8 protein-coding genes and 1 other annotated feature are annotated in these 14,376 nt (G+C 44.6%); all 8 genes read right to left on the reverse strand.

Annotated features, from left to right (window positions below):
* Window positions 1-32 precede the first annotated feature (32 nt).
* Window positions 33-503 carry a 30S ribosomal protein S7 gene (rpsG, locus tag BLR42_RS02455; RefSeq protein WP_022760818.1) on the reverse strand — a complete coding sequence of 157 codons (471 nt, stop codon included), beginning with the start codon at window positions 501-503 and terminating at the stop codon, window positions 33-35.
* 174 nt (window positions 504-677) lie between these two features.
* Entirely contained in the window at window positions 678-1,097 is a 420-nt protein-coding gene (rpsL, locus tag BLR42_RS02460; protein WP_022760817.1) for a 30S ribosomal protein S12, read from the reverse strand.
* A gap of 221 nt (window positions 1,098-1,318) precedes the next feature.
* Window positions 1,319-5,014 carry a DNA-directed RNA polymerase subunit beta' gene (rpoC, locus tag BLR42_RS02465; RefSeq protein ID WP_091866457.1) on the reverse strand — a complete coding sequence of 1,232 codons (3,696 nt, stop codon included), beginning with the start codon at window positions 5,012-5,014 and terminating at the stop codon, window positions 1,319-1,321.
* 68 nt (window positions 5,015-5,082) lie between these two features.
* Window positions 5,083-8,943: a DNA-directed RNA polymerase subunit beta gene (locus tag BLR42_RS02470; RefSeq protein ID WP_091866347.1), complete on the reverse strand. Its 3,861-nt coding sequence runs from the start codon at window positions 8,941-8,943 to the stop codon at window positions 5,083-5,085.
* 208 nt (window positions 8,944-9,151) lie between these two features.
* Complete coding sequence (gene rplL, locus BLR42_RS02475; protein WP_091866349.1) at window positions 9,152-9,529, reverse strand: 50S ribosomal protein L7/L12; 378 nt, start codon at window positions 9,527-9,529, stop codon at window positions 9,152-9,154.
* 47 nt (window positions 9,530-9,576) lie between these two features.
* A complete protein-coding gene (rplJ, locus tag BLR42_RS02480) occupies window positions 9,577-10,173 on the reverse strand; it encodes a 50S ribosomal protein L10 (RefSeq protein ID WP_091866351.1) in 597 nt (198 codons plus the stop codon).
* Between the two features lie 23 nt (window positions 10,174-10,196).
* Window positions 10,197-10,327, reverse strand: a sequence feature (ribosomal protein L10 leader region).
* A gap of 77 nt (window positions 10,328-10,404) precedes the next feature.
* Window positions 10,405-11,547 carry a peptide chain release factor 2 gene (gene prfB, locus BLR42_RS02485; RefSeq protein WP_026499424.1) on the reverse strand — a complete coding sequence of 381 codons (1,143 nt, stop codon included), beginning with the start codon at window positions 11,545-11,547 and terminating at the stop codon, window positions 10,405-10,407.
* A 107-nt stretch (window positions 11,548-11,654) separates the two neighbouring features.
* Window positions 11,655-14,222: a preprotein translocase subunit SecA gene (secA, locus tag BLR42_RS02490; RefSeq protein WP_091866353.1), complete on the reverse strand. Its 2,568-nt coding sequence runs from the start codon at window positions 14,220-14,222 to the stop codon at window positions 11,655-11,657.
* Window positions 14,223-14,376: the final 154 nt, after the last annotated feature.

Here is a 14,376-nt window from a genome sequence, read left to right on the forward strand (position 1 = left end):
TAATAATCGACGTTTCCGACACCAAAATTCTATTAGAATCTGTAGTGTGAGAATGCCTTGTTTGCTTCTGCCATCTTGTGCATATCTTCTTTTCTCTTTACAGATGCACCAGTGTTGTTGAATGCATCAAGGATCTCTGATGCAAGTCTGTCAACCATGGTCTTCTCGCCTCTGTTACGAGAAAATGTTACAAGCCAGCGAAGTGCAAGAGCCTGACGTCTGTCCGGACGAACCTCGATCGGTACCTGATATGTAGCACCACCGATACGTCTAGCTTTTACCTCGAGAGCGGGCATGATGTTGTTCATAGCACCCTCGAATACTTCAAGAGCAGGCTTACCCGCCTTCTCCTCTACCTGTGCGAATGCACCATATACGATCTTCTGTGCAACACCCTTCTTACCATCAAGCATAACTGTGTTGATAAGCTTGGTTACAACCTTGTTATCGTATAAAGGATCCGCTAATACGTCACGTTTTACAATATGTCCTTTACGCGGCACGGTTCTTCCCTCCTTTAGAATCGCAGATGAGTGTCAGTCTTCATCTGTTTACTATAGATCATAGGTACTCACTAATTTTAGTGTACGTGCGGTTCTCTTAATTCTATATATTAAATATGAAAAAAAGTACCAACACTTAATAAAAATTAGATCTTGTTATGATAGTTACTTAGATTACTTTGCAGCCTTAGGTCTCTTTGCGCCGTACTTGGAGCGAGCCTGCTTACGGTCTGCAACACCTGCTGTGTCAAGAGTTCCACGGATAATGTGATATCTTGTACCAGGCAGGTCCTTAACTCTTCCGCCACGGATGAGAACTACGCTATGCTCCTGAAGGTTGTGACCTTCTCCGGGGATATAGCTTGTTACCTCGATACCGTTTGAAAGACGTACTCTGGCGATCTTTCTAAGAGCAGAGTTAGGCTTCTTAGGTGTAGCGGTCTTAACTGCTGTGCATACGCCTCTCTTCTGAGGAGAAGATGTATCAATTGCCTTCTTGTGAAGAGAATTGAAACCTCTCTGAAGCGCAGGAGCTGTAGACTTCTTCTCGGAAGTCTGACGACCTTTACGAACTAACTGGTTAAATGTTGGCATTCCTTTCACCTCCTGTATTAATTGGTAAAACATTTATGATAAACAAGTTATCTCCTGACATGAGAAAACCCGCAATCACCGACATGCATCAAGCGAAAGGGCATAGTTACCCTCTCGCTCGTCGCACAGTTTTTAAGTATAAATATATAAATTTACCTTGTCAAGCACAATCTAATTAAAATTGCACTATTTTATATACTTTTCATAATTTCGAAAAGTACTTACTCCTCATCATCAGCTACAACTACTTCTTCTGCATCTGTGTCGAGGTCAGTAATAATCTCATCGTCATCATCAAGACGCTTCTTTAAGATGAGCTTCTCGGGATCCTTGAAGTTTGCATCTGTATTGAGCGCTGTATTGCGATAACGCTTCATACCTGTACCTGCAGGAATCAGCTTACCGATAATAACATTTTCCTTAAGTCCGATAAGCGGATCAACCTTACCCTTAATAGCTGCATCTGTAAGAACCTTTGTGGTCTCCTGGAATGAAGCTGCTGACAGGAATGAGTTGGTTGCAAGCGCTGCCTTGGTGATACCAAGAATAACCTGCTTACCTTCAGCGGGCTTTTTGCCTTCGCTGATAAGTCTTTCGTTGTCATCCTCAAAGTCGAGTACATCAACAAGTGTTCCGGGAAGGAAGTTTGTATCTCCACTTTCCTCAATACGAACCTTCTTGAGCATCTGACGAACGATAACCTCGATATGCTTATCACAGATATCAACACCCTGCAGACGATAAACTCTCTGAACCTCGCGGAGCAGGTAATCCTGAACTGCACGGATTCCCTTGATCTTAAGAAGATCATGAGGATTTACGCTACCTTCTGTAAGCTCGTCACCGGCCTCAACCTGCTCGTTATCCATAACCTTGATTCTGGATCCGTAAGGAATGAGATATGCCTTGGACTCTCCGGTCTCGTTGTTTGTGATGATAACTTCACGCTTCTTCTTTGTATCCTTAATGGTAGCTGTACCATCAAGCTCTGAAATAATAGCAAGTCCCTTAGGCTTTCTTGCCTCGAAAAGCTCCTCAACACGGGGAAGACCCTGTGTGATATCACCACCGGCAACACCACCGGTATGGAAGGTTCTCATTGTAAGCTGTGTACCGGGCTCACCGATTGACTGAGCAGCGATAATACCAACTGTCTCACCAACCTGAACAGGCTCACCTGTTGCCATGTTTGCTCCGTAGCACTTAGCACAGATACCGATGTGTGAACGGCATGTAAGGATTGTACGAATCTTAACCTTTGTTACAGGATCACCATTACTGTTAACACCCTCACTGAGAATTCTCTTAGCACGACCGGGAGTAATGATGTGATTCTTCTTAACAATGATGTTACCATCCTTATCCTTGATGTCCTCACATGTATATCTTCCTGTGATACGATCCTCTAAAGGCTCGATCATAGCCTTACCATCCTTGAATTCCTTAACGGTAATTCCGGGGATAGTAGCCTTTCCTTCACTACAGTCAAGCTCACGAATGATAAGCTCCTGAGATACGTCAACCATTCGACGTGTCAGGTATCCGGAATCGGCTGTACGAAGAGCTGTATCTGACAGACCCTTACGAGCACCATGCGCTGACATGAAGTACTCCAGAACATCCAGACCTTCACGGAAGTTTGACTTGATAGGAAGTTCGATTGTACGACCTGTTGTATCAGCCATAAGTCCACGCATACCTGCGAGCTGCTTGATCTGCTGATCACTACCACGGGCTCCGGAATCAGCCATCATGTGGATGTTGTTGTACTTATCAAGTCCCTTAAGAAGTACATCTGTAAGCTGTTTATCTGTCTCCATCCAAGTCTCAACTACAAGACGATAACGCTCTTCGTCTGTCATGAGACCACGACGATAATTTGTTGCAATCTCATCAACTACTGCCTGAGCTTTATCAAGCATCTCCTGCTTCTGCGGAGGCACTGTCATATCTGCGATTGATACGGTCATGGCCGCTCTGGTTGAGTAGTGATAACCTGTAGATTTGATCTTATCAAGAACCTCTGCCGTAGCAAATGTTCCATGAGTATTGATCATGTTTGTAACAATCTTCTTCAGCTGCTTCTTACCAACCATGAAGTCGATCTCAAGCTTATACTTGTTCTCCGGTACGGAACGATCTACAAATCCAAGATCCTGAGGAATGAACTCATTAAACAGGAATCTTCCGAGTGTAGATTCAACAAGTCCTGATTCTTCCTCACCGTTCTCGTTCTTACGGCTTACACGGATAGTAATCTTTGACTGAAGTGTAATGTAATCATTTTCATATGCAAGGATAGCTTCATCAATGCTCTTGAAGAACTTACCCTCGCCCTTAGCACCTTCACGCTCCTGTGTAAGATAGTAGATACCAAGGACCATATCCTGAGTAGGAACGTTTACAGGGCCACCATCTGAAGGCTTAAGCAGGTTATTGGGAGCAAGCATAAGGAATCTGCTCTCTGCCTGTGCCTCAACTGACAGCGGAAGATGTACAGCCATCTGGTCACCGTCGAAGTCCGCATTGAAAGGCGTACATACGAGGGGATGAAGCTTAATAGCTTTACCTTCTACAAGGATGGGCTCAAACGCCTGAATACCAAGTCTGTGAAGTGTGGGAGCACGGTTAAGCATTACAGGGTGCTCTTTGATTACATCCTCAAGCACATCCCATACCTGCTCATCAAGTCTCTCAACAAGCTTCTTGGCATTCTTTATATTCTGTGAGATTCCTCTGGAAACAAGTTCCTTCATAACGAAGGGCTTGAAAAGCTCAATAGCCATTTCCTTAGGAAGTCCGCACTGGTAAATCTTAAGCTCAGGACCTACAACGATAACGGAACGTCCTGAATAGTCAACACGCTTACCAAGGAGGTTCTGACGGAAACGACCGCCCTTACCTTTAAGCATGTCTGAAAGTGACTTAAGTGCACGGTTTCCAGGGCCTGTTACAGGTCTTCCACGTCTACCGTTATCTATAAGGGCATCAACTGCCTCCTGAAGCATACGCTTCTCGTTTCTAACGATGATATCCGGAGCTCCAAGGTCAAGGAGTCTCTTCAAACGGTTATTACGGTTGATGATACGACGATACAGATCATTAAGATCTGATGTTGCAAAACGTCCACCATCAAGCTGAACCATAGGACGAAGATCCGGAGGAATTACCGGTATGCAGTCAAGAATCATCCATGACGGATCATTACCTGACTCACGGAAAGACTCAACAACCTCAAGTCTCTTGATAATACGCTGTTTCTTCTGTCCGCTTGAAGTATCAAGGCCTTCCTTGAGTTCCTGATACTCTGCCTCAAGATCGATGCTCATAAGAAGCTCTTTTACAGCCTCTGCACCAATGCCGGCACGGAATTTTCCGCCCCACTCTTCACGAGCATCCTGATACTCTTTTTCTGAAAGAACCTGCTTGTACTCAAGGTTAGTCTCACCTGCATCAAGAACTATATATGATGCGAAATAGAGAACCTTCTCAAGTACTCTGGGTGAAAGATCAAGGATAAGACCCATACGGCTGGGAATACCCTTGAAATACCAGATATGTGATACAGGAGCAGCAAGTTCGATGTGGCCCATACGCTCACGACGAACACTGCTCTTTGTTACCTCAACGCCGCAACGGTCGCAGATAACACCTCTGTAACGAATCTTCTTATACTTTCCGCAGTGACACTCCCAATCCTTTGTGGGTCCGAAAATCTTCTCACAGAAGAGACCGTCTCTCTCCGGCTTAAGTGTACGATAGTTGATTGTCTCAGGCTTTAATACTTCGCCATGTGACCACTCTCTGATCTTCTCAGGAGATGCGAGACCAATCTTAATTGCGTCAAAAGTCATCGGCTGATATGTCGGTGCTGCTGAAGATCTTCCGCTTGAAGCATCGTTTATTGCTTTATTCATTGTAGAATCAGACATTCGTAACCTCTTTTCTGTTGTTTACATGATTGCAGTTACTTTATTACCGCATATTAAAAGTTGTCATCAAGACCATCTGCAGCATCAAATTCTTCCTCGAAAGCTGCTCCGTCTTCATCTTCAGTCACAAGCTCTCCGTCTTCATCAAAAGCCTGTGTCTGATAACCGTTCTCAGCAAGGTTCTCACGATCGTAATCGCGGTTAACCTCACCTTCGATCTCATAGCGGTAGTCAGAATCACTGTAATCAACTGACTCCATAATCTCAACCTCTGTATTATCCTCACGAAGTACACGTACATCCAGACCAAGTGACTGGAGCTCCTTCAAAAGAACCTTGAAGGATTCAGGTACTCCGGGTTCAGGGATATTATCACCCTTGATGATAGCTTCGTAAGTCTTAACACGACCAACAACATCATCAGACTTAACTGTAAGTATCTCCTGAAGTGTATAAGCTGCGCCATAAGCCTCAAGAGCCCAAACTTCCATCTCTCCGAAACGCTGTCCACCGAACTGTGCCTTACCGCCGAGAGGCTGCTGTGTAACCAGTGAGTAAGGGCCGGTTGAACGTGCATGGATCTTATCATCAACAAGGTGATGGAGCTTAAGGTAATGCATGTGTCCGATAGTGGTCGGTGAATCGAATGGAATACCTGTGCGTCCGTCGCGAAGCTGTACCTTACCATCTGTGTGAATCGGAACACCCTTCCAAAGCTCTCTGTGATCTCTGTTGTCATATAGATACTTCATGATCTCAGGATCAACAGAATCTTTATATTTCTCTTCAAACTCTTCCCATGAGCTGTTTACATAATCGTTAGCCATGGTCAGGGTAGCCTGAATATCTTTCTCGTTAGCACCGTCAAAGATAGGTGTTGCAATATTGAATCCAAGAGCCTTAGCAGCAAGTGAAAGGTGAATCTCAAGGACCTGTCCGATATTCATACGAGAAGGCACGCCAAGAGGATTAAGCACGATATCCAGCGGACGTCCATTAGGCAGGTACGGCATATCTTCGATAGGAAGCACACGGGAAACGACACCCTTGTTACCGTGACGACCAGCCATCTTATCTCCGACTGAAATCTTTCTCTTCTGTGCTATATAAATACGAACTGCCTGGTTTACACCGGGGCTGAGCTCATCACCATTCTCTCTTGTGAATACCTTGGCATCAACAACGATACCATACTCACCGTGAGGAACCTTAAGTGATGTATCTCTTACCTCACGTGCCTTCTCACCGAAGATGGCACGAAGGAGTCTCTCTTCTGCTGTAAGCTCTGTCTCTCCCTTAGGAGTAACCTTACCAACAAGGATATCACCCGCACGAACCTCTGCACCGATACGGATAATTCCGCGATCGTCAAGATCCTTAAGTGCTTCATCGCCGACACCGGGAACATCTCTTGTGATCTCTTCAGGTCCGAGCTTTGTCTCACGAGCTTCTGCTTCATACTCTTCAATATGAATAGAAGTGAATACATCGTCACGAACAAGTCTCTCACTAAGAAGAACAGCATCCTCGTAGTTATAACCTTCCCATGTCATAAATCCGATAAGAGGGTTCTTACCAAGGCCAAGCTCACCCATATAAGTGGAAGGACCATCGGCGATAACCTGACCTGCTTTAACATGGTCGCCCTTGAATACGATAGGTCTCTGGTTATAGCAGTTACTCTGGTTACTTCTCTGGAACTTGATAAGGTGATACTCTTCCTTCTCACCGTCATCATAAGTCATCTGGATAAGTTTGCTGTCAACAAAGTCGATAACACCATCTTTTTTAGCAACTACGCAAACACCTGAGTCAACAGCTGCCTTCTGCTCCATGCCTGTTCCTACTGCAGGTGCCTCTGTTGTAAGAAGCGGTACTGCCTGACGCTGCATGTTTGATCCCATAAGAGCACGGTTAGCATCGTCATTCTCAAGGAAAGGAATAAGCGCTGTAGCAACTGAGAATACCATTCTCGGTGATACGTCCATGTACTCGAACATTGTCTTCGGATACTCGGAAGTCTCCTCTCTGTAACGACCTGAAGCATTATTCTTCTTGAAATAGCCGTTCTCATCAAGAGGTGTGTTAGCCTGAGCTACATGGAAATTATCTTCTTCATCCGCTGTAAGATACTCAACCTCATCAGTTACACGAGGATTCTGAGGATCTGTGCGATCTACCTTACGATAAGGAGCCTCTACGAAACCATACTGGTTAACTCTTGCATAACTTGCAAGTGAGTTGATAAGACCGATGTTGGGTCCTTCAGGAGTCTCAATAGGGCACATACGTCCATAGTGAGTATAGTGTACGTCTCGAACCTCGAATCCTGCTCTGTCTCTTGAAAGACCACCAGGACCAAGTGCGGAAAGACGACGCTTATGTGTAAGCTCACCAAGAGGGTTGTTCTGATCCATGAACTGTGACAGCTGTGAAGATCCGAAGAACTCCTTAACAGCAGCCTGTACAGGCTTGATGTTGATAAGGCTCTGTGCTGAGATCTCATCTGCGTCATGAGTTGTCATGCGCTCACGAACAACACGCTCAAGTCTGGAAAGACCAATTCTGTACTGGTTCTGTAAAAGCTCACCAACACAACGGATACGACGATTACCAAGGTGATCGATATCATCGTCATGGCCAATACCATATTCAAGGTGCATATTATAGTTAATGGAAGCAAGAATATCTTCCTTAGTAATGTGCTTAGGAATAAGCTCGTTTACATTCTTTCTGATAACGTCAGCAAGACTCTCAGGATCCTTATCAGCATACTCTGTAAGAATATCTCTGAGTGCAGGATAATAAACATCCTCAGTAATTCCGAGCTCTTCAGGATTACAATCGATAAAGCTTGTAATATCAACCATCATATTAGAAAGAACCTTGATATTACGTTCCTCACCCTGAATAAGAACATAAGGAATACCTGCATTCTGAATGTCAGTTGCAAGAGCACGATCAACCTTTGTGCCTGCAGCTGCAATCATCTCGCCTGTGTTCTCATCGATAACATCCTCTGCAAGAATCTGCTTATTAATTCTGTTCTTGAAGTGAAGCTTCTTATTGAACTTATAACGTCCAACCTTTGCAAGATCATATCTTCTTGCATCAAAGAACATAGCTGTAATAAGGCTCTCTGCACTTTCTACGCTAAGAGGCTCGCCGGGACGAATCTTTTTATACAACTCAAGAAGACCACTCTGGTAATCAGTCGAGGGATCCTTTGTAAATGAAGCCTGGATCTTGGGCTCATCACCAAACAGGTCTAAAATTTCTTCGTTGGATCCGATTCCAAGCGCACGAATCAGGACAGTAACCGGTACTTTTCTGGTTCTGTCTACTCTTACATAAAATACGTCATAGGAATCGGTCTCATACTCGAGCCATGCACCACGGTTAGGAATAACGGTGCATGCGATAAGCTTTTTACCGATCTTATCGCGAGTAATATCGTAATAGATACCGGGGGAACGTACAAGCTGGCTGACGATTACACGCTCTGCTCCGTTGATAACGAAGGTTCCGGTTGCTGTCATAAGAGGAAGATCACCCATAAAAATCTCATGCTCTGCGATCTCTCCGCTCTCCTTATTGTTAAGACGGACCATAACCTTAAGCGGTGCTGCAAAAGTTGCATCTCTCTCTTTACATTTCTCGATTGTGTTCTTGTTTTTATCGATTTCATCTTCACAAAGCTTGAAATCAACAAACTCAAGACTCAGCTTACCGCTGTAATCTTCAATAGGAGAGATATCGTCAAAGACCTCTTTAAGGCCCTCGTCAAGGAACCATTGATAGGAGTTCTTCTGAACTTCGATCAGGTTCGGCATCTCCAGGATTTCCTTCTGGCGCTGGAAACTCATACGTACATTCTTACCAGTACCACTAGGATGCAATCTGTTTTTTTCCATTGACATTCACCCCGTTCTTATTTTTTATTTGGCTGCTGAGCTGTTGTACTCTAAAAAAGCGCGCAAAAGCCCACCACTCCACAATAGTGCATCATCCATTGTACAACAAGCTTTTTCGCGCGTCAAGTAATTTTTTTATCTATTTTTTTGAAACGAAAAAGGGAAGATACCTGCGTATCTTCCCTTCAGTAAATTCATAAGCGATGGATTACTTAAGAGTAACCTTAGCACCCTCAGCCTCAACCTTAGCCTTGATGTCATCAGCCTCTTCCTTAGAAGCGCCTTCCTTGATCATCTTAGGAGCATTGTCTACAAGATCCTTTGCTTCCTTAAGACCAAGACCTGTGATCTCACGAACAACCTTGATAACCTTAACCTTGTTAGGACCTACTTCTGTAAGCTCTACGTTGAACTCAGACTTCTCTTCCTCAGCACCTGCTGCTGCGCCGCCTGCTGCTGCTACAACAACACCTGCTGCTGCTGATACGCCGAACTCTTCCTCACAAACCTTAACGAGATCGTTAAGCTCAAGAACTGATAACTCTTTGATTGCATCGATAATCTCTGCTGTAGATAACTTTGCCATTATTATTTACCTCCATTAAAAATAAGTTTGTTTTCAAAATTAAAATATTACTCAGCTGTTGTTGCTGCTGCCTCTTCAGCAGGAGCCTCAGCTGTCTCTGCTGCGGGAGCCTCCTCTGCAGGAGCTGCTTCTGCTGCAGGTGCTGCTTCTTCACCGCCCTCAGCCTTCTTCTCAGCGATCTGCTTAATAACGCGAGCGAAGTTTGCGATAGGTGACTGCATAGAACCAAGCAACTTGGAAAGCAACTGATCCTTGGGAAGGATGTTTGCGATCTCCTTGAGTGCCTCTGCATCATACAGCTTGCCCTCGATCACACCACCTTTGATCTCAAGTGCCTTTGCCTTCTTTGCGAAATCGCACAGCACACGCGCAGGAGCTGCAGGATCTGTCTCGGAAATAGCGAGTGCGCTGGGTCCGTTAAGAAGATCTGAAAGCTGCTCAAAATCTGTGCCCTTGAATGCGAAGTTCATCATCGTATTTTTGTAAACCTTGTAGCTGACGTTCTCAGCACGAAGCTTTCTACGAAGCTCTGTGTCCTCAGCAACAGTTAAACCACGGTGATCTACAAGTACGAGTGCCTGAGCGTTCTGAATCTTCTCAGAAATCTCTTTTACTACGGGCTGTTTTAATTCAACCTTTGCCATCTTTTTACCTCCTTATAGAATTTACCGCCAAAGAAAAACCTCTTATCACAAAGACAAGAGGCATAAAAGTCATATTAAAACTTTTTCCTCGGTAGGCGCTGTGCTTACGTCATCAAATGACACCTACTGTCTTCGGCTGGTCATAACGACCTTGAGTAGATTAACACAATAATACAACTGTGTCAACAACTTTTTTCAAAAGTTTATAATCAGTTTTTTAAATATTTGATGTTACTCTTCTTCTGTGTCTCCAACAGGCTTACCACCGGTTGCGAGCCACTTAAGATACGCATTGATGAACGGATCAAGATCCCCATCAAGAACTCCGTCAGCATTAGACGCCTTGAAACCTGTTCGAGTATCATTAACCATTGTGTAAGGCTGAAGGACATAGGATCTGATCTGACTTCCCCATGCGTTATCCATTACCTCACCTCTGATACCTGCAAGCTTCGCTGCCTGCTCTTCCTGTTTCATAATGAAGAGCTTTGCTTTCAGCATCTGCATAGCCTTGTCCTTGTTCTGGAACTGAGAACGCTCATTCTGACAAGCAACTACAACACCTGTAGGAATATGTGTGATACGCACAGCAGATGATGTCTTATTGATGTGCTGTCCACCCGCACCACTTGAACGATATGTATCAATTCTAAGGTCATCAGGGTTAATGTCGATATCTACATCTTCCTCAATATCAGGCATGATATCACAGGAAACGAATGATGTCTGTCTCTTAGCCTGTGCATTGAACGGACTGATACGAACAAGTCTGTGAACCCCGTGCTCTGACTTAAGAAGTCCATAAGCATTAGTTCCTGAAATCTGGAATGTAACCGACTTGATTCCGGCTTCATCACCATCGAGATAATCAAGAACTTCTGTTGAGAAGCCCTTTCTCTCTGCCCATCTGGTGTACATTCTGTAGAGCATTGATGCCCAGTCGCAAGCCTCTGTTCCACCTGCACCTGCATTAAGTCTGAGGATTACATCATATTTGTCATAAGGTCCGTTCAAAAGGTTACTGATACGGATTTTCTCAAGAGTATCTTCAAACTGATCAAGCTCCGACCTGATCTCTGCAGCCATATCGTCATCATCAACACCCTCTTCATTCTGAAGGTCGATGAGATCCATCATATCGTCGTACTGTTTGTGAAGGCCTTCTACCTCTGCAACAAGGTCCTGCATGTTCTTAAGATTTCTTGTCTTCTTGTTGGCCTTCTCAGCATCATCCCAGAAGGTAGGTTCTTCCATCTCACGGGAAAGCTCTTCGATCATTTTCTTCTTTGAATCAAGGTCAAGTGAACCTGTCACCTCGTCGAGAGTACCCCTCAGGTTTGAGAGTTCAACCTTCATCTGATCTAAAATTACCATACTTGAATCCTTCCATAAAAAAACTTGGATTATAGTTCCATCCAAGATAAACCTCATCCGGCCGCTTCGCGGCCACCTTCCCCTTAAAAAGGGGAAGGCAGTAATTGTTACTGCATTCTGCCGTGGCAGTTTTTGAATTTCTTACCGCTTCCGCAAGGGCATGGATCGTTGGGATAAACCTTGGCTTCCATACGCTTAACGGGTTCCTTCACAGCGCTATCGTCTTTATTGGTACCTGTTACCTTTGCAACCTGCTCACGCTCTACCTTCTCTTCGATGTGAACGTGGAAGAGAAGTCTTACGGTATCTTCCTTGATGTTACGTGTCATCTCATCGAACATCTCAAAACCGGCAAGCTTATACTCAATCTTAGGATCTCTCTGAGCGAAAGCCTGAAGGCCGATACCCTGGCGAAGCTGATCCATATCGTCAATGTGGTCCATCCACTTTCTGTCGATAACCTTAAGGAGGATTACACGCTCGATCTCACGGATTGTCTCGGGTTCCGGGAACTCCGCTTCTTTTTCCTCATAGAGCTTAACCGCCTCTTCCTTGAGCTGCTGCTTAAGGCCGTTCTTGGTAAGCTTGTTGATTCGTCCGCGATTGACCTTCTTAAGCGGAATCGTAGGAAGCAGAAGCTCATTAAGCTCTGTAAGATTCCACTCATCGGAATCTGTTACCTCTCCTACTACTGTCTCAACAGCCTCCTCAACTATATCCGTAATCATCTTATAAACAGTATCACGCATGCTGTCACCGTTAAGAACACGTCTGCGCTCGTCATAGATGATCTCTCTCTGCTCATTGTTAACCTGGTCATACTCAAGAAGATTTTTACGAATACCGAAGTTGTTATCCTCGATCTTCTTCTGAGCTGACTCAATTGCTTTTGACAAAGCCTTATGCTCGATCTCCTGTCCCTCCGGAATACCAAGGGAATTAAACATGGAGATAAGTCTCTCTGAACCAAACAGTCTAAGAAGGTTATCCTCAAGTGAAAGATAGAACTTTGATTCACCGGGATCTCCCTGACGTCCTGAACGTCCACGAAGCTGATTATCTATACGTCTACTCTCATGACGCTCTGTACCCACAATCTTAAGACCGCCGGCTGCAAGTGCCTCGTCATCAAGCTTAATATCGGTACCACGTCCTGCCATGTTGGTAGCGATTGTAACAGCGCCGTGTTTTCCTGCCTCTGCGACAATCTGTGCTTCCATCTCATGGAACTTCGCATTCAATACGTTGTGCGGGATTCCTCTCTTTTTAAGGAGCTTACTTACTTCCTCTGAAGACTCAATTGTTATGGTACCAACCAGAACAGGCTGTCCCTTTTCATGAGCTGCCTGAACAGCATCAGCTACAGCATTGAGTTTCTCCTTCTTTGTTTTGTAAACAGCATCCTGAAGGTCCTTACGGATAACAGGTCTGTTGGTAGGAATCTCTATAACGTCCATTCCGTAGATATCACGGAACTCGCGCTCCTCTGTAAGAGCAGTACCTGTCATACCACACTTTTTCTCGAACTTGTTAAAGAAGTTCTGGAAAGTAATGGTAGCAAGTGTCTTGGACTCTCTCTTAACCTTTACATGCTCCTTAGCCTCGATAGCCTGATGGAGACCGTCTGAATAACGACGTCCGGGCATTACACGACCGGTGAACTCATCGACGATAAGTACTTCATCATCTTTAACAATGTAGTCGTGATCCTTCACCATAAGATTGTTAGCGCGAAGAGCAAGGATTATGTTGTGCTGGATCTCAAGGTTTTCGGGATCAGCAAGGTTATCTATTCTGAAGAAGTTCTCAACCTTAGCCACACCCTGTGCAGTAAGGTTTACAAGCTTATCCTTCTCATTAACTATGAAATCTCCGGACTCTTCCTGCTCGATACCCATGATGGCATCCATCTTGGAGAACTCTTCCATATCAGCACCGCGAGTCATCTGCTTAGCGAGGATATCGCAAGCCTCGTAGAGCTTTGTGGACTTGTCGCTCTGACCGGAAATAATAAGAGGTGTACGGGCTTCGTCAATAAGAATTGAGTCAATCTCATCGATGATGGCGTAATTAAGTCCGCGAAGAACGCACTGCTCTTTGTAAATAGCCATATTATCACGAAGATAGTCGAAACCAAGTTCATTATTGGTAACGTAAGTGATGTCGCAGTTATAAGCTGCCTGTCTCTCCTCACTGTTCATGCTGTTAAGAACAACACCGACAGTCAGCCCAAGAAACTCATGTACTTTTCCCATCCACTCAGCATCACGCTTAGCAAGGTAATCGTTGACCGTTACAACATGAACGCCCTTACCTGCAAGTGCATCAAGATATGAAGGGAGGGTAGCCACAAGGGTCTTACCTTCACCGGTACGCATCTCTGCGATACGACCCTGATGAAGAATAACTCCACCTATAAGCTGAACGCGGAAATGTTCCATACCGAGTACTCTGCATGCTGCCTCACGAACAGTAGCATATGCCTCGGGCAAAATGTCGTCCAGCGTCTCCCCACTCTCAAGTCTCTTCTTGAATTCATCGGTCTTAGCCTTCAGCTCTTCATCAGAAAGCTTCTTCATCTCAGGCTGCAGACTCTCGATTTTATCTACAGTCCCCTGGATTCTCTTAAGCTCTCTCTCGCTGTGTGTACCGATGATCTTATCAATAATGCTCATTTCTTAACACTCCGTTTAAATAATTACATGTAAAAAAGTAGGAGGCCTCTGATTCGCCTCCTACTTTAATAAAGACAAAATCTCACATGACATTCTAACAAATAACAAAAATATTATCAACATAAAACATGGCAGCACTGCCAAAACAGGCTCC

The sequence above is a fragment of the Butyrivibrio sp. INlla16 genome (assembly GCF_900104155.1).
Classification (GTDB): domain Bacteria; phylum Bacillota; class Clostridia; order Lachnospirales; family Lachnospiraceae; genus Butyrivibrio.

Coding starts and splice junctions, on each gene's coding strand:
- BLR42_RS02470 (WP_091866347.1), bottom strand. CDS start 8,943: ATGGAAAAAAACAGATTGCATCCTAGTGGTACTGGTAAGAATGTACGT.
- rpoC (WP_091866457.1), bottom strand. CDS start 5,014: ATGAATAAAGCAATAAACGATGCTTCAAGCGGAAGATCTTCAGCAGCA.
- prfB (WP_026499424.1), bottom strand. CDS start 11,547: ATGGTAATTTTAGATCAGATGAAGGTTGAACTCTCAAACCTGAGGGGT.
- secA (WP_091866353.1), bottom strand. CDS start 14,222: ATGAGCATTATTGATAAGATCATCGGTACACACAGCGAGAGAGAGCTT.
- rplJ (WP_091866351.1), bottom strand. CDS start 10,173: ATGGCAAAGGTTGAATTAAAACAGCCCGTAGTAAAAGAGATTTCTGAG.
- rpsL (WP_022760817.1), bottom strand. CDS start 1,097: ATGCCAACATTTAACCAGTTAGTTCGTAAAGGTCGTCAGACTTCCGAG.
- rplL (WP_091866349.1), bottom strand. CDS start 9,529: ATGGCAAAGTTATCTACAGCAGAGATTATCGATGCAATCAAAGAGTTA.